The organism is Evansella halocellulosilytica, assembly GCF_002335745.1.
Taxonomy (GTDB): Bacteria; Bacillota; Bacilli; order Bacillales; family Salisediminibacteriaceae; genus Bacillus_CA; species Bacillus_CA halocellulosilytica.
On sequence record NZ_NIST01000001.1, the window covers coordinates 3210299 to 3226746 of the forward strand.

17 protein-coding genes, 1 pseudogene and 1 riboswitch are annotated in these 16448 nt (G+C 39.2%); of the genes and pseudogenes, 17 read left to right on the plus strand and 1 reads right to left on the minus strand.

The window, feature by feature from the left end:
- Nucleotides 1–102: 102 nt before the first annotated feature.
- The 4 genes and pseudogenes from deoB (at nucleotide 103) to CD001_RS15415 (ending at nucleotide 4288) form a co-directional block, all read left to right on the plus strand.
- Entirely contained in the window at nucleotides 103–1290 is a 1188-nt protein-coding gene (gene deoB / locus CD001_RS15400; protein WP_096188544.1) for a phosphopentomutase, read from the plus strand.
- Nucleotides 1291–1302: 12 nt separating this feature from the next.
- Nucleotides 1303–2121 (plus strand): purine-nucleoside phosphorylase, encoded by an 819-nt coding sequence (locus tag CD001_RS15405; RefSeq protein ID WP_096188545.1) that lies wholly within the window; start codon nucleotides 1303–1305, stop codon nucleotides 2119–2121.
- Between the two features lie 10 nt (nucleotides 2122–2131).
- Nucleotides 2132–2982 (plus strand): annotated as a pseudogene (locus tag CD001_RS15410) (purine-nucleoside phosphorylase).
- Nucleotides 2983–2986: 4 nt separating this feature from the next.
- Nucleotides 2987–4288, plus strand: a complete 1302-nt coding sequence (locus CD001_RS15415; RefSeq protein WP_142303595.1) for a pyrimidine-nucleoside phosphorylase — start codon at nucleotides 2987–2989, stop codon at nucleotides 4286–4288.
- Nucleotides 4289–4298: 10 nt separating this feature from the next.
- Here CD001_RS15415 and CD001_RS26030 read toward each other — a convergent pair whose 3' ends face one another.
- Nucleotides 4299–4478 carry a hypothetical protein gene (locus CD001_RS26030; protein ID WP_142303596.1) on the minus strand — a complete coding sequence of 60 codons (180 nt, stop codon included), beginning with the start codon at nucleotides 4476–4478 and terminating at the stop codon, nucleotides 4299–4301.
- Nucleotides 4479–4881: 403 nt separating this feature from the next.
- Between CD001_RS26030 and CD001_RS15420 the strand changes: the two genes are divergently transcribed.
- From CD001_RS15420 to lysA, 13 genes are all read left to right on the plus strand, one after another.
- On the plus strand, nucleotides 4882–6000 hold the full coding sequence (locus CD001_RS15420; RefSeq protein ID WP_257009986.1) for a D-alanyl-D-alanine carboxypeptidase family protein: 1119 nt from the start codon (nucleotides 4882–4884) through the stop codon (nucleotides 5998–6000).
- A 166-nt stretch (nucleotides 6001–6166) separates the two neighbouring features.
- On the plus strand, nucleotides 6167–6520 hold the full coding sequence (gene spoIIAA, locus CD001_RS15425; RefSeq protein WP_096188547.1) for an anti-sigma F factor antagonist: 354 nt from the start codon (nucleotides 6167–6169) through the stop codon (nucleotides 6518–6520).
- Nucleotides 6517–6957 (plus strand): anti-sigma F factor, encoded by a 441-nt coding sequence (gene spoIIAB, locus CD001_RS15430; RefSeq protein WP_096188548.1) that lies wholly within the window; start codon nucleotides 6517–6519, stop codon nucleotides 6955–6957. Before spoIIAA ends, spoIIAB begins: the two co-directional genes overlap by 4 nt.
- 14 nt (nucleotides 6958–6971) lie before the next feature.
- Complete coding sequence (sigF, locus tag CD001_RS15435) at nucleotides 6972–7724, plus strand: RNA polymerase sporulation sigma factor SigF (protein ID WP_096188549.1); 753 nt, start codon at nucleotides 6972–6974, stop codon at nucleotides 7722–7724.
- Nucleotides 7725–7895: 171 nt separating this feature from the next.
- On the plus strand, nucleotides 7896–8513 hold the full coding sequence (locus CD001_RS15440) for a stage V sporulation protein AA (RefSeq protein WP_096188550.1): 618 nt from the start codon (nucleotides 7896–7898) through the stop codon (nucleotides 8511–8513).
- On the plus strand, nucleotides 8506–8922 hold the full coding sequence (locus CD001_RS15445) for a stage V sporulation protein AB (protein WP_096188551.1): 417 nt from the start codon (nucleotides 8506–8508) through the stop codon (nucleotides 8920–8922). The genes CD001_RS15440 and CD001_RS15445 overlap by 8 nt, the downstream gene beginning before the upstream one ends.
- Before the next feature lie 24 nt (nucleotides 8923–8946).
- Nucleotides 8947–9369, plus strand: a complete 423-nt coding sequence (locus tag CD001_RS15450) for a SpoVA/SpoVAEb family sporulation membrane protein (protein ID WP_096188552.1) — start codon at nucleotides 8947–8949, stop codon at nucleotides 9367–9369.
- A gap of 16 nt (nucleotides 9370–9385) precedes the next feature.
- The gene (locus CD001_RS15455) at nucleotides 9386–10396 is read left to right on the plus strand and encodes a beta-ketoacyl-[acyl-carrier-protein] synthase family protein (protein ID WP_096188553.1); all 1011 of its coding nucleotides are present in this window, start codon (nucleotides 9386–9388) and stop codon (nucleotides 10394–10396) included.
- Nucleotides 10393–10740 carry a SpoVA/SpoVAEb family sporulation membrane protein gene (locus tag CD001_RS15460; protein ID WP_096188554.1) on the plus strand — a complete coding sequence of 116 codons (348 nt, stop codon included), beginning with the start codon at nucleotides 10393–10395 and terminating at the stop codon, nucleotides 10738–10740. Before CD001_RS15455 ends, CD001_RS15460 begins: the two co-directional genes overlap by 4 nt.
- A 4-nt stretch (nucleotides 10741–10744) precedes the next feature.
- Nucleotides 10745–11314 carry a stage V sporulation protein AE gene (locus CD001_RS15465; RefSeq protein ID WP_096188555.1) on the plus strand — a complete coding sequence of 190 codons (570 nt, stop codon included), beginning with the start codon at nucleotides 10745–10747 and terminating at the stop codon, nucleotides 11312–11314.
- Nucleotides 11304–12794, plus strand: coding sequence for a spore germination protein (locus tag CD001_RS15470; RefSeq protein WP_306454074.1), 1491 nt, complete (start codon nucleotides 11304–11306; stop codon nucleotides 12792–12794). Before CD001_RS15465 ends, CD001_RS15470 begins: the two co-directional genes overlap by 11 nt.
- Before the next feature lie 113 nt (nucleotides 12795–12907).
- Nucleotides 12908–13085: riboswitch (Lysine riboswitch) on the plus strand.
- A gap of 616 nt (nucleotides 13086–13701) precedes the next feature.
- Nucleotides 13702–14961 (plus strand): group II intron reverse transcriptase/maturase, encoded by a 1260-nt coding sequence (gene ltrA, locus CD001_RS15475; RefSeq protein ID WP_096188557.1) that lies wholly within the window; start codon nucleotides 13702–13704, stop codon nucleotides 14959–14961.
- Nucleotides 14962–15080: 119 nt separating this feature from the next.
- Nucleotides 15081–16424, plus strand: a complete 1344-nt coding sequence (lysA, locus tag CD001_RS15480; protein WP_096188558.1) for a diaminopimelate decarboxylase — start codon at nucleotides 15081–15083, stop codon at nucleotides 16422–16424.
- Nucleotides 16425–16448: the final 24 nt, after the last annotated feature.

Below are 16448 nucleotides of genomic sequence, written 5' to 3' on the forward strand. Positions count from 1 at the left end.
AGACCACGTGAGGGGTGTATGGATGATATCGATTGTTTTACAATTTCCCGGGTATAGTAAGTATGGAACTAATTTCTTGACATATTTATAGGAGGAATAATCATGAATGACTATAAAAAATATAAGCGAATTTTCTTGATTGTGATGGATTCAGTTGGTATTGGTGAAGCCCCTGATGCAAAGGAGTTTGGAGATAAAGGATCCGATACATTAGGTCATATTGCTGAAAAAATGGGCGGTTTAAAGATGCCGAATATGGATAAGTTAGGCTTGCCATTTATTAAGGATTATCAGGGAGGAACAAAGCCTGAAAAGCCATTAGCGTATTATGGGAAAATGGAAGAGTCATCAGTTGGAAAAGATACAATGACAGGGCATTGGGAAATTATGGGCTTACATATTGACACCCCTTTTCGTACATTTCCAGAAGGCTTTCCGAATGAATTAATTGAAGAACTTGAAGAGAGAACAGGACGGAAAGTGTTAGGTAACAAACCGGCATCAGGAACAGAAATTCTTGATGAGCTAGGAGAGCAACATGTAAATTCAGGTGACTTAATTGTCTATACTTCAGCAGATTCAGTATTGCAAATTGCAGCTCATGAAGAAGTCATTCCGCCAGAGGAACTTTATGAAATATGTAAAATTGCAAGACAACTGACGCTGGATGAAAGATATATGGTTGGACGAGTAATTGCACGACCATTTATCGGAAGTTCAGGGGAGTGGGTCAGAACACCGAATCGTCATGATTATGCGTTAAAGCCTTTTGGACGAACAGTCATGAACGAATTAAAAGATCAAGGTTTTGATAGTATCGCGATTGGAAAGATTTCTGATATTTATGATGGTGAAGGGATAACAGAATCTTTAAGAACATCTTCGAATATGGATGGAATGGATAAATTGAATGATTCTGTGCAAATGAACTTTACTGGATTAAGCTTTTTAAATTTAGTTGATTTTGATGCGAAGTTTGGACATAGAAGAGATCCGATTGGTTACGGTGAAGCACTTGAAGAATATGATACACGTCTTACGGAAGTATTTGAACAGCTACAAAATGATGATTTGCTCATTATTACTGCTGATCACGGAAACGACCCGGTTCATCACGGAACAGATCATACGAGAGAATATGTTCCTTTACTTGCCTACAATAAACAGATGAAAGCAGGCAAGTCACTCGGTGTTAGAAAAACATTTGCGGATGTCGGGGCGACAGTTGCAGATAATTTCAACGTAAAGCTCCCAGAGCACGGGAAAAGTTTTTTAGATGAATTAGAATAGGAGAGAGAAGTTATGGTATCAAAGGATGTAATTGAAGAAGCAAAATCTTTTGTTTTAGAAAAGGTTCATGAAAAGCCTGCGATTGGATTAATATTAGGCTCCGGTTTAGGAGTCTTAGCTGATGAAATTGAAAACGCTACAAAAATTCCTTATTCGGACATTCCAGGTTTTCCAACCTCTACAGTTGCCGGTCATAAAGGTCAACTCGTTATTGGAAATTTAGAAGGGAAAACAGTTGTCGCAATGCAAGGACGTTTTCATTACTATGAGGGATATGATATGCAGCTCGTTACGTTACCCGTACGAGTGATGAAAGCGATTGGGGTAGAATCTGTTATTGTCACAAATGCCGCAGGTGGAGTTAATGAATCCTTTCAGGCAGGTGATTTAATGTTGATCAAAGATCACCTGAATTTATTTGGAACAAACCCGCTCATTGGCCCAAATGATGACGAATTAGGTGTCCGTTTCCCAGACATGTCTAATGCTTATGACCCAACACTACTGAAGATGGCGGAATCCATAGCAGCTGAATTGTCCATTCCTGTTCAAAAAGGTGTCTATGTTGGGAATACGGGACCCGTCTATGAAACTCCTGCAGAAGTAAAGATGGCGCGTATTCTTGGCGGGGATGCAGTAGGAATGTCAACCGTTCCGGAAGTGATTGTCGCTCGTCACAGTGATTTAAAAGTGCTGGGAATTTCATGTATTTCGAATATGGCTGCGGGAATATTAGATCAGCCTTTAACACATGATGAAGTTATTGAGACGACAGAACGAGTAAGGACACAGTTTTTAACATTCGTGAAAGAAATTGTGAAGAAGATTTAGGGGGAGAGACATGCCTACATTAGAAAAAATAAATGAAGCAGCCGATATGATCCGTGAACAAATGACAACTAAACCAGTTATTGGTTTGATATTAGGTTCTGGATTAGGAGATTTAGCAGAGAACATTTCGAATGCTGTTAAGATCGAATATGAAAACATTCCACATTTTCCGACTTCAACTGTTGCCGGCCATAAAGGACAGCTTGTTATCGGTAATCTAGAAGGAGTGGAAGTAATCGCAATGCAAGGACGTTTTCATTACTATGAAGGGTATACGATGCAGGAAGTAACTTTCCCTGTTCGGGTAATGAAACAGCTTGGATGTAAAACATTAATTGTAACAAATGCATGCGGCGGGATGAATGATCGCTTTCAACCAGGTGATTTAATGCTTATTGATGACCACATCAATTTCACTGGAGCGAACCCATTAATGGACCGAATATTGAGGAGCTTGGTCCGCGATTTCCTGATATGAGTAAGGTTTATACTGAAAAGTTAAAGGAGCATGCGCTAAACGTAGCAAGCTACAATAACCTGTCACTGCAACGTGGAGTTTATGCAGCAGTCAGCGGCCCAACTTATATGTCTGGAGCTGAACTTATTATGCTTCGTAACCTTGGTGGAGATGTCGTTGGAATGTCTACAGTTCCTGAAGCGATTGTAGCTAGACATATGAATATGAATGTATTAGGAATATCATGTATTACAGATATGGCAATTGGTGAAGCCATAGAAGGCATCACTCATGAGGAAGTGATGGAAGTGGCAAAGAAAACAAAGCCAGTTTTTATATCATTTGTAAAAAGTCTGTTAAAAGACGCTAATGAACAACTTTGGGAAATAGCCGAGGAGGAATAATGAAGTGAGAATGGTCGATTTAATTGAAAAGAAACGGAACGGCTTTTCACATACGAAGGAAGAGATTGACTTTATCATTAACGGGTATTCAAATGATTCCATTCCGGATTATCAAATGAGTGCTTGGGCAATGGCTGTCTATTTTAAAGAGATGGATGAAGAAGAAAGTGCCAATTTAACGAATGCGATCGTTCAATCTGGTGATACAATTGATTTATCTGCGATCGAAGGAATAAAGGTTGATAAACATAGTACGGGAGGTGTTGGAGATACAACGACTCTCGTATTAGCTCCATTAGTCGCAAGTGTTGGAGTTCCAGTAGCGAAAATGAGCGGTCGCGGACTCGGTCATACAGGAGGGACAATCGATAAGTTAGAATCGATACCTGGGTTCAACGTTGAAATTACAAACGAGCGATTTATTGAATTAGTCAATAAAAATAAAGCGGCTGTTATCGGGCAAACGCAAAACTTAACGCCAGCAGATAAAAAACTATATGGGTTACGAGACGTGACGGCAACTGTTAACTCTATCCCTCTTATTGCAAGTTCGATAATGAGTAAAAAAATTGCATCTGGTGCTGATGCAATTGTGTTAGATGTAAAAACAGGTGCAGGCGCATTTATGAAAGAGCTTAATGAAGCGAAAGAACTTGCTAAAACAATGGTGAAAATCGGCAATGATTTAGGACGTAAAACTTCTGCGGTAATTTCAGATATGAGTCAGCCTTTAGGCTTTGCTATAGGTAATGCGTTAGAAATAAAAGAGGCAGTAGAAACGTTAGAAGGAAATGGCCCTGAAGACTTAACAGAATTATGTTTCGTATTGGGTAGCCATATGGTCGTTCATGCTGGCAAAGCTGATAATGTTGAAGAAGCTAGAAAAATGCTCGAAGAAGCGATTGACTCCGAAAAAGCGTTAGAGCAATTTAAATTATTTGCTGAGGCACAAGGCGGTGATACTGCTGTTATTGAGGATGTTGACAAACTCCCGAAAGCAAAATACCAAATTGAAGTGAAAGCAGAAAGTGAAGGATACGTATCCGGAATCGTTGCTGATCAAATTGGAACAGCTGCGATGATGCTAGGTGCTGGCAGAGCAACGAAAACATCTGAAATAAATTTAGCAGTAGGTCTTGAACTTAAAAAGAAAATAGGAGATAAAGTGAATAAAGGAGATGCGTTGGTCATCGTTCATGCTGATCAAGAGGAAATAGATGAGGTTAAGTCGAAAATATTAGACTCATTTAGCATTTCTGACACGAAAGTAACCGCAGCACCGTTAATATATAATGTCATCTCATAAAGAGACTGTATCAAAAATTGTAATGAGAAAAACGAGCTGGAATTTTATTAATCATATCCCAGCTCGTTTTTTCTATACGATTTAAACCATAATCATATGCTCGAAAAAGCGACAGGCGGCGAAAAGCAATAGCGTTATTTTGTGCGACGAGTAATCGCAGGATCAACGAGCGTTTCTTCGCTGATTTCATTACGAGCTACTTCGACGCATTCCCTTCTTTGAATGTTCTTGCAGAGGAAGAAGCAGAAAATCCCCTTGGTGCACAAAGTATGAGCCTAGGAAGCTAAAGTCTTGCCCGCGGCAAAGAAGACACTATGAATGCAAACGAAGTGCAGCACGAGTAGATGCCGCACTTGTGTTCTGGAGTGCAAGCGAGTGTTTTTTCAACCCTAATATATCATTACTTGTTAAATAGGAATGGCTCTCACTGTGGTGAGGGCCATTCTTTATAACTCGGTTTTGTCCCAGCCTTTTTCCTGAACTCTCTGTCAAATGATGGTATATTTCAAATTGATTCGGGCAGAATGGTAAAGAAAAAGAATGGAGGGATTTCATTGAAAAAGACATTTGTCGCATTTTTAGTAGCATTATATATGTTTGGAAGTGTAATGACCGTTTCTGCAGAAGAAGGAAAGGTAGAATTGGCAAATGAAGCGACATCAGCTATTTTAATGGAAAGAGATACAGGAACAATTCTTTATGAAAAGAACAGTAATGAGCAACTTCCCCCAGCAAGTATGACAAAAATTATGACAATGATTTTGATCATGGAAGCACTTGAAAATGGAAAAATCAATTTAGAAGATAAGGTCCGTACTAGTGAAAGAGCAGCATCGATGGGCGGATCGCAAATTTTTTTAGAACCCGGTGAAGAGATGACCGTTGAAGAAATGTTAAAAGGGATCGCAATTGCTTCAGGAAATGACGCTTCTGTTGCAATGGCTGAACATCTAGCTGGTTCTGAAGAACAATTCATTTCAATGATGAATGAGAAAGTAAAAGAGTTAGGATTAAAGGATACTCATTTTGTGAACTCAAATGGTTTACCAGGAGAAAACCATTATTCTTCTGCTTACGATTTAGCAGTAATGGCACAAGAGTTACTTAAATATGAGGAAATTACGAAATATACAAGCTTGTATGAAGACTATTTAAGGGAAGATACAGATAAAAAATTCTGGTTAGTGAATACAAATAAACTGGTGAAATTTTATCCCGGTGTAGACGGTTTAAAAACCGGCTATACAAGTGAAGCAAAATATTGTTTAACAGCAAGTGCAAACAAAAACGATATGCGGGTAATTGCTGTCGTGATGGGAGCTCCGTCACCAAAAGAGCGAAACCGTCAAATTACGGAAATGTTTGATTATGCATATAGTCAATATCAACTGCAAAAGCGCTATGACCGTGGAGACTTATTAGGCGAAGTAAAAATAAGTAAAGGTGCTGACAAAACTGTCCAAGTATTAGCCGAAGAAAACGTTTCATTGTTAATGAAAAAGGGAGAAGATGTGGAAGGGATTACAGAAAGACTTGAACTTTCCGGTCCAATATCAGCTCCGGTTCAACAAGGACAATCAGCTGGTAAGTTGTTTATCGAAAAGGATGGGAAAGTATTGTCAGAAGTGAGCGTTGTCGCTGCTGAGGATGTGCCCGAAGCAACTTTTTGGAAATTATTTAAACGAACAACGTCAACTCTCGTCGGGAATTAACAGGCTGATTTCCACTATAAAAATATTCTTTTGACGAATTTTCACTACTTTTGCGAACGAGAAGGAGTTATTTTTACTAAAGGAGAAAATGTAGGTACACATAACGCCAATAGCCTCCGGGAGAGGATGCTGGTGGAATGAGAACTAACGATGAGGAGTGAGAGAAATGAGTCTACTCATTGATCTTGAACAGAGGGAAAATGTACTTTGCGTCAGGTTAGAAGGTGAATTGGATCATCATACAGCGATGGAATTACGAGAGCGCGTCGATTTAGCGTTAGAGGAAAATGAATTGCGTCACGTTTTACTAAACTTGGAGAAGCTTTCATTTATGGACAGTTCAGGGCTCGGTGTTGTGTTAGGGCGTTATAAACTTGTTAAACAGTTTGGTGGAGAAATGGTCGTCTGCTCAATTTCTCCACAAGTGAAACGGTTGTTCGACCTTTCTGGTATGTTTAAAATCATCCGCCTAGAATCAAATGAATTGGATGCATTAATGACTTTGGGGGTGGCGTCATGAAAAATAAAATGGAACTTTCATTTTCTGCGGTAAGCCAAAACGAATCATTTGCACGTGTAACTGTTGGTGCATTTGTTGCTCAGCTTGATCCGACGATGGACGAGTTAACAGAATTAAAAACAGTTGTGAGTGAAGCTGTCACAAATGCGATTATTCATGGTTATCATGAAGACGCTGAAGCTATGGTTTATTTAGCAGTTGAACTTGAAGATGACGTTGTCCGTTTGATGATACGAGATAAAGGTGTCGGCATCCATAATATTGATGAAGCTAAGCAGCCTTTATATACGTCTAAACCAGAGTTGGAACGAAGCGGAATGGGCTTTACGATCATGGAAAACTTTATGGATGAGGTTGCCATTGAATCTGAACCGATGATTGGAACGACTGTTACCTTGGTAAAGAGATTATCAAAACAACGAGCTCTTTGTAATTGAAGGGGCGGGTGCTTATGGATGTAGGTGTAAAACAATCAAAAGAAACGTATCTAAATGACAAAGAAGTGAAGCAACTAATAAAAGATGCTCAAAATGGGGATCAAGCCGCTCGTGATCGAATTGTAAACGTAAATACTAGGCTTGTCTGGTCAGTTGTACAACGGTTTCTTAATCGTGGCTATGAAGCAGATGACCTCTTCCAGATTGGATGTATCGGATTAATTAAATCTGTCGATAAATTTGATCTTAGTTACGATGTGAAGTTTTCAACCTACGCTGTACCAATGATTATAGGAGAAATTCAACGTTTTTTAAGAGATGATGGCACTGTAAAGGTAAGCCGCTCCATTAAAGAAAGTGCAAATAAAATCCGAAAGATGAAAGATGAATTATCAAAAACGTTAGGACGTGTCCCGACAATTAATGAGATTGCAGAGAAATTAGAAATGACACCTGAAGAAGTTGTGTTTGCCCAAGAAGCAAGCAGACAACTTACTTCTATCCACGAAACGGTTTATGAAAATGATGGGGATCCTATTACGTTACTTGATCAAATTTCGGATGATGACGATATGAAGTGGTTTGATAAACTTGCATTACGTGATGAAATAGATCGTTTGGCAGAAAGGGAGAAATTGATTGTTTATTTAAGGTATTATAAAGACCAAACACAATCACAAGTAGCTGAAAGGCTAGGGATATCTCAAGTCCAGGTGTCACGTCTAGAGAAAAAAATATTAATGCAATTAAAGGAACAACTCGGTTAAACCGGGTTGTTTTTTTATTTCAAAAAATCATAGTCTCAAGGTTGCTTTACCAATAGGCAGACGCTTTTCTTAAAGAACATCCCTTCAGATTTGTATTGTTTAACGGTGTTTATTCCATACTACTATGTAGATGCTGACAATTGATGATTAATGAAGAAATGAGGTTTTTCAATGGAAAAAAAAGTATATCTTCGATTGAAAAGTCGTCATTGGGGAAAGCGGAACCAAACAATATATTTAAAAGACATCGCTCAACTCATAACAGAAGAAATTTCAGAACAGCAATTATTCGAACTCCCAGTTACTTCGTTAATAGAAAAAGATCGTTCAGTAAGAGTAATTGATGTTATGGAAATTGTGAAAAGTATCCACCAGATTGAGCCTAATGCTGATATCCAAGTAATTGGACCGACTCAAACAATTTTGTTAGTAGAAGGAAAGAAAAAAAACATAAAGCCAGTTTTGTTTCTTTTAGTTTGGCTCCTGTTATTTATAGGAGCGGGACTTGCGGTTATGAATTTTCATGAAGATGTCAGCATGCAACAAGTTCATATTAAGTTACATGAAAGAATAGTAGGGGAACGAGTTGAGCATCCTCTCTGGTTGCAAATCCCTTATTCAGTCGGACTCGGGTTAGGTATGCTTTTATTTTTTAACCATATTTTTAAAAAGCGTATCAATGAGGAACCGAGTCCAATGGAAGTTGAAATGTTTAATTATGAAGAGAATATGGACAGATATGTAGCTGTTTATGAAAATCCTGTGTGGAATGACAAAAGAGATGAGTAACGAGATCATTTCAATCATGATTGGTTTATCTGGCGGCCTTGCAGTAGGAAGTGGTTTAGTTGCGTTCTTAACTGTATTAGGTATTGTTCCAAGACTAGCTCATTTAACGAAAACGACAAACCGGCTTCATTCATATGAATGGGCAGTCATTATCGGTTCACAAATAGGAATATGGTTAAGTTTAGGGGATCCAGCCTTTTTCCTTCCGAAATGGCTGATGGCTATAGTCGGTCTTGCTTGCGGTATTTTTGTCGGTATGTTGGCTGCTGCTTTAACTGAAGTTTTAAATGTATTTCCTATCTTAGCAAAACGAATTGGGATGAAGCAGAAAATGCCATGGCTTGTCCTAGCTATTGTACTTGGGAAAATTATAGGATCCTTATACCATTGGTTATTTTTTGTTAAATAACTTGTCTGGAGTGGAGTTACAAATATGACTCATCATCTAAGCAGAAAATTCGGTTTTCGAATAGTGAAAAATAAAAAGTTATTGTCATTTTTAGTTGGTGGAGCTATTTCCCTTATTGGACAAATCATTGTTCAGTTCTCGAGTAATGTAGCGACCATAAGCTCTGATCATGCACACTTCATCATGTATATCACTTTTATCCTTCTCGGCTCGATTTTAACTTCATTCGGATATTACTCGAGGTGGACTGCTAAAGTAGGAGCAGGCTTGGTTATACCAATTACGGGAATCGCAAACCTTTTTACGAGTATGGCCCTTGACGGTAAAAATGAAGGAGGTATTTGTGGGATTTCTCATAGCCTGTTTAAACATACGGGAAGCATCATTATAGTTGGAGCACTATCAAGTTTTTTCGGAGCAGTTATTTATTATTTAATTAATTTGTAGCTGAGGAGTTCTATATATGTATGAAAACAACGGAGTATATACAGTGGAAAGCCCAGTTTATGTGCAAAATGTCGGTTTAGTAGGTGGGTTAGAAGAAAAGAGAAGTTTTGTTGGGCAATCTTTAGATGAATGGAACAAAGATTTATATTTTGGGGAATCATCATTTGAATGTGCAGAACAAAAGATGGTCACATTATCAATAAATCACTGCTTACATAAATCGATCGATACTACCGTTGATGCAATAATCGCGGGTGATTTGACAAATCAAATGATCGCTTCACATTATGCATTCAGACAATTTCCGTGCAGTTTTCTTGGGGTTTTCAGTGCTTGTGCAACTTCAATGGAAGCAATAGGTATAGGAGCACTTCTCTTAGCTCAAATGAATATTCGCCAAGTTATTTGTACGGTAAGCAGTCACATCGGGGTGACGAATCGACAATTTCGATATCCAATTGGATTTGCCACTGTTAAGCCTCAATCTGCAATGAGAACAGTAACCGGGGCTGCTTCTGTCATGTTAAGCAAAGCTCATACGAACATAAAAGTCCGTACAATCGTATTCGGAAATGTTATCGATGACGGAACAAAAAACCCTTTAGATTTAGGAAGAGCAATGGCTCCAGCCGCAGTTTCAACATTAAAAAAATTTTTGGGAAATGACGATATTTCAACGTTGGATGCTGTTATCACAGGGGATTTGTCACAATACGGAAGTGAAAAGTTTTTAAAGTTATGTAAGGAAGAAGGTATTGAATTAGGAGGACGTCACATTGATGCAGGGATAAAAATCTATGAGCATTTAAAAAACGAAATAAGTGGCGGAAGTGGTGCAGCATGTTCAGCACTTGTTATCTATTCATATGTGTTTGATCAAATAAAAAAAGGAGTCTGGAAAAAAGTTTTATGTTTAGCTACTGGAGCATTGTTTAACTCGACAAAAATCAATCAAAGTGAGTCTATCCCTTGTATTGCACATGGAATCGTATTTGAATTCGATAAAGGTGGAGGACTAGTTGAATGAGTTATGTATATTCGTTCGTTGTTGGGGGGATGATTTGCTTACTAGGACAGGTTTTAATTGAATGGTTGAATTGGTCAACCGTCCGATTGTTAACGATGTTTTGTTTACTCGGTGTTATTTTACATTTGTTAAATCTATACGAAATAATCATCCATTTCGCCGGAGCGGGTGCAACAGTGACTGTCATAGGCTTAGGATATTATTTTGCAAAAGGGGCAATAGAAGGGGCAGTAAATGGTTTTTTTGATCTATATGCAGGTGTTTTTAAATACAGTGCAGTTGTCATTATGACATGTATGGTTATTGCTTGGATAACTGCTTTTGTTTTCAAAGCTAAGGAGTGATTACATGAATGCTAAGAAGCGGGTGATATTAATCACTGATGGTGATGAATCAGCAAAAACTGCTGTGAAAATTGCTGCAGAACAATTAAATTGTTCGGTTATTACAGAATCTGGCGGTAATCCAACTAGAATGACTGGCGATCAAATTCTTCATTTAATCCTTATAGCTGAAAAAGATCCGGTTCTAGTCATGTTTGATGATTGCGGACATGCTGAAGTGGGACCTGGAGAGTCTGCGATGAAAATCGTAGCAACATCAACTGATATTGACGTATTAGGCGCTGTTGCTGTTGCATCCCAATCCTTTTCACATGAATGGACAAAAGTAGATATTTCGATCAATCGAAATGGAGAATTGACTGAGTACGGAGTTGACAAAGACGGTATTGTCGATATGGAAATCGGAAGAATTAGGGGAGATACTGTTTATTCTTTAGATGAATTATCTTTACCCCTTGTCGTAGGTGTTGGTGATATAGGGAAAATGGGTGGACATGATGTAATGGAACGAGGAGCCCCCATTACAAAACAGGCAATTGAATTAATTATAGAGAGGAGTGCGAATGATGGGTAGCGAACAAGATGTGACGAAAATCGATCACCCTATTACGAATGACCTCCGTGAAAATGAACGTCGGATAAAAGAACGAGTTGGAATAGGCAAAAGTTTTGATGTTGGGGTTCGGAAACTTTACATACTAGACAAAGAAGTACAGTTTTATTTTGTGAACGGTTTATGTGATATTCAATATATCATCGAGCTGTTAAAAGAGTTAATGTTTTTAGATGCGAATGAAGTGAAGAAACACCGTGTTAGAGATCAAATAGAAAATCGCTTAGCTCATGTTCAAGTTGAGCATGTGAAAACGTTGGATGACGCAATTACGCAAATGCTCTCAGGACTTATTTTTATTCTGATTGAAGGTGAAACAGATGCCATTGTTATTGATGTAAGAAGTTATCCAGGTAGAGGTCCGGAAGAGCCTGATACAGAGAAAGTCGTTCGTGGGAGCCGGGATGGTTATACAGAAAATATTATTGAAAATACTGCACTTACCCGAAGAAGAATAAGGGATGAACGTCTGCGCAATGAAATTATGCGGGTCGGCAGACGTTCAAAAACAGACATTAGTTTAACTTATATTGATGGAATCGCTGATCCGAATTTAATTGAAGTTGTTCGAAAAGAGTTAGAAAATATTGATATTGACGGGCTAACAATGTCCGATAAATTCGTAGAAGAATTTATTGTAAAACAAGGAAAAAATCCGTTCCCAATGGTTAGATATACAGAAAGACCTGATGTTTGCGCGACTCATCTATTAGAAGGACATGTCATCGTTTTTGTAGATGCTTCACCGTCGGTCATCATTCTTCCAACTACTTTTTTTCATCACGTCCAGCATGCTGAAGAATACAGACAAGCACCTATGGTAGGAACATTTCTAAGGTGGGTCCGTTTTTCTGGAATGTTTTTTTCATTATTTATTTTGCCATTGTGGTTTTTGATGGTCATAGAACCGATCCTCCTGCCAGAAAACATAGATTTTATCGGTCCCGAAGACGAATATAATGTGCCACTGTTCTTACAAATCGTTCTAGCTGAACTCGGAATAGAATTGTTGAGGATGGCAGCCATTCATACACCGTCTCCATTAGCTACCGCCTTAGGGTTAGTTGCTGCGTTATTAATTGGGGAAATTGCTATTGAGGTCGGACTGTTTGGTGCTGAAGTCATTTTATATGTAGCAGTTGGTGCGGTTGGAATGTTCGCAACCCCAAGTTATGAAATGGGAATTGCTTTAAAAATATATCGATTTGTCCTGCTCATTTTAGTCGCTTTATTCCAAGTCCCAGGATTCATCGTCGGAACAACAGTATTATTCCTACTCCTCGTGTTTGTAAAGTCATTAAACGTCCCTTATATGTGGCCGTTTATTCCATTTTATCCGATAGCATTTTGGGATATTCTAGTTCGTCAAGCCATTCCGGTTAAACGGAAAAGACCGAGTATCGTTCATCCGAGAGACCCGATTAAACAAAGAAGCTCGTAACCGAACGAGAGTGAGCTTAGTAGGAAAAGAGCATAAAAATGGTGACTCTTGAATTCGGTTAGCAGGTATGTTATTGTTTATTCCAACAGTTTTATATCCCTCGATCGTAATCGTCGGGAGGTAGAGGAGCAAAAAGAATGAGTAGGTTACTGAAGTGTTTGGAGCGCGATGAAAGTAACAGAAAGGTCGATTTGCCGAAGCGTTCAATAGTCTCCAACTATTGAGCTGCTGGGGTGTTACTGAATAAGTATCACACTGTCACTACAAATGTAGTGGAGTACTATCCGGTATATGACGTGATAATATTGTTTATTGTTAATGTCAAGGATAACGGATGCTCCGTTATCCTTTTTTTAGTGCGCCCAGCATGGGTGTAATCTATAGGGTGAAAGTCCCGAACCACGAAGGCAGAAGTAGTGGTTAGCCAAACGCAAGGGTGTCCATGGTGACGTGGAATCTGAAGGAAGCGAGCGGCAGACCTCCGGTCTGAGGAACACGAACTTCATATGAGGCTAGGTATCACTGGATGAGTTTGCTAAACAAAACAAAGTCCGTTCTGCCGAAGGTGGTACAGAGTAAATGAAGCAGATAGGTGGAGGGAAAGATTGCACTCTTACCTGGGGAGGCCTGGCTGTAACGCCAAGCTCACTTGGTAACCTATTTAGTGATAAATAGCTGAACAGTCAGGAGTCAGCAGAGGCCATAGTACTTTGAATGACCTAGAGATTTAAGGGAAGGGCCGAATCATTTAAGAAGAATTAGCGCTTGGCGTACGTATTACTCAATGAAGCAGAAACATATAATCCTTCCTAATGGAGGACGTGGTGAATCCCACAGGGGACATAAGAAGGGCTGAGAGTAATACCACACAAGAAGATGATCTAATTCACGTAGGAGATTGATAAGAATGTTGGAACGAGTTCTATCACGGCAAAATTTAAATCGCGCACTCGAAAGAGTGGAGCGTAATAAAGGAAGTCACGGTGTAGATGGGATGAACGTACAAAAACTACGACCTTATCTTCATGAACACTGGGCATCCCTGCGAGCTCAGCTCGAAAGTGGTACCTATCAACCTCAACCTGTTCGCCGAGTCGAAATCCCGAAACCGAGCGGAGGTAAGAGGAAATTAGGAATCCCGACTGTGATAGACCGTTTCATACAACAGGCTATTGCACAAACACTGAGTGAGGTTTATGACCCAACATTCTCCACCAAAAGTTTTGGGTTCCGACCAGACAAACGTGCTCACGACGCTGTTCGACAAGCTAGGGGGTATATTAAAGAGGGTTGTCGCTGGGTCGTAGACATTGACCTAGAGAAATTCTTCGATAAGGTAAACCATGATAGATTAATGAGAACATTAAGCTATCGAGTGGATGACCCCATACTACTTAGGTTGATACGTAGGTATCTTCAATCTGGTGTGATGGAGAAAGGCCTTGTCAGTCCTAATACTGAAGGGACTCCGCAAGGAGGACCGCTTAGTCCCCTCCTGTCTAACATTGTTCTAGACGAACTTGACAAGGAACTGGAGGAAAGAGGTCTTGCCTTCGTACGCTATGCCGACGATTGTAATATCTACGTCCGCTCTAGAAGAGCAGGTGAACGGATAATGGAAAGTATTACAACGTTTATTGAGAAGAAACTCAAACTGAAGGTGAACAAAGAGAAGAGTGCAGTAGACCGACCATGGAGAAGAACATTCCTAGGCTTCACTTTCACCAACAACATTAAACAACCGAAAATTAGAGTATCCAAGCAAAGTATTCAACGTTTTAAACTGAGAATACGAAAACTCACCTCGAGGAAATGGTCAATTTCTATGGGGGATAGGATAGAGAAAATCAACCGCTATCTGATCGGTTGGATGGGCTATTATCAACTAGCCGAAACTACCTCAGTCTTTAAAAGGATTGATGGTTGGCTTCGAAGAAGGTTGAGGATGATTCGATGGAAAGAGTGGAAGAAGATTAAAACGAAACAAAAGAATCTTAGGAAGCAAGGAATCAATGAACAACAGGCATGGGAGTGGGCTAATTCTAGACTAGGATACTGGCGTATAGCTAAAAGTCCTATATTAGATAGAGCCCTTGATAACCGATATTGGAATAATCAAGGGCTTAAAAGTCTACTTTTGAGATATCAATCGTTACGTTGGACTTAAATGAAACCGCCGTGTACCGAACGGTACGCACGGTGGTGTGAGAGGTCGGGGGTTAGTCACCCCCTCCTACTCGATTTATTACGTTTTTACCGAGAAGGCAAAACGAGGAGAGTCGCAAAATGAATTTATACGGTACAAGTAAAGTGAGTAATGAAGGTCATTTAATGATCGGTGATGTAGATACGACTAAATTAGTAAACAAATACGGGACACCTCTATTTGTTTATGATGTTAACGATATTTGTGATCGGGCATATCAATTCAAACGAGCATTTGAAAAAAACGGGATTTCGTATCAAGTTGCTTATGCAAGTAAAGCATTTAGCTGTTTAGCTATGGTTCAGCTTGTCGATGAGCTCGGATTAAGTTTGGATGTTGTATCAGGAGGAGAATTATATACCGCCCTGGAAGCGAAATTCCCTCCAGAAAGGATTCATTTTCATGGGAATAATAAGTCATTGCAAGAAATTGAAATGGCCGTTCGTGAAAATATCGGATGTTTTGTCGTTGATAATTTTACCGAGCTGTCATGGCTAATGGACGTAACTGAGTCTATGAGCCGTCCGATGGATGTTCTCATCCGGATAACGCCAGGTGTTGAGGCGCATACTCATGAATATATTTCTACTGGACAAGAAGATTCTAAATTTGGCTTTGATATACAAAGTGGTCAAGCGGCAAAAGCGATCGAAATCATTCAATCACATCAATATTTATCTATAAAAGGTGTACATTCTCATATAGGTTCCCAAATTTTCGAAACAGATGGGTTTACATCAGCTGTAAAAGAAATCTATCAACGTCTTAGAGAATGGAATAAACAATTAAATTTTGTTCCTGAAGTATTGAATCTAGGCGGTGGATTCGGAATAAGGTATACAAAAGAAGATGAACCGCTTCCTTTAGGAGATTATGTTGAAGCAATGATTGCGAGTGTAAAAGAGGAAAGTAACAAATCCGGTCTACCTTTTCCGGAAATATGGATTGAACCTGGAAGAGCACTCGTAGGTGAAGCGGGAACGACTCTTTATTCCATCGGTGCAAGAAAAACAATCCCTGGAATTCGAACATATTTATCTGTCGATGGAGGAATGACAGATAATATAAGACCTGCACTTTATCAAGCAAAATATGAAGCTGTCGTAGCAAATAAACTTAATGAACCGTGTGAAGATACGGTTTCGATCGCTGGTAAATGCTGCGAAAGTGGAGATATGCTCATTTGGGATCTAGCTCTCCCACAAGTTGATCATGGTGATATATTAGCAGTCTTATCTACGGGAGCTTACGGTTATTCGATGGCAAATAATTATAACCGGATACAACGTCCTGCGGTTGTCTTCGTCAAAGACGGGCAAGAACAATGTGTCATCCAACGAGAAACGTATGCAGATTTAATAAAAAATGAACGAGGGTATCGATTAAAATCATCATCCGCTACTCTTGCCAATAGTTATTCATAATGAAGTGTCAGGATGCTTATGTAA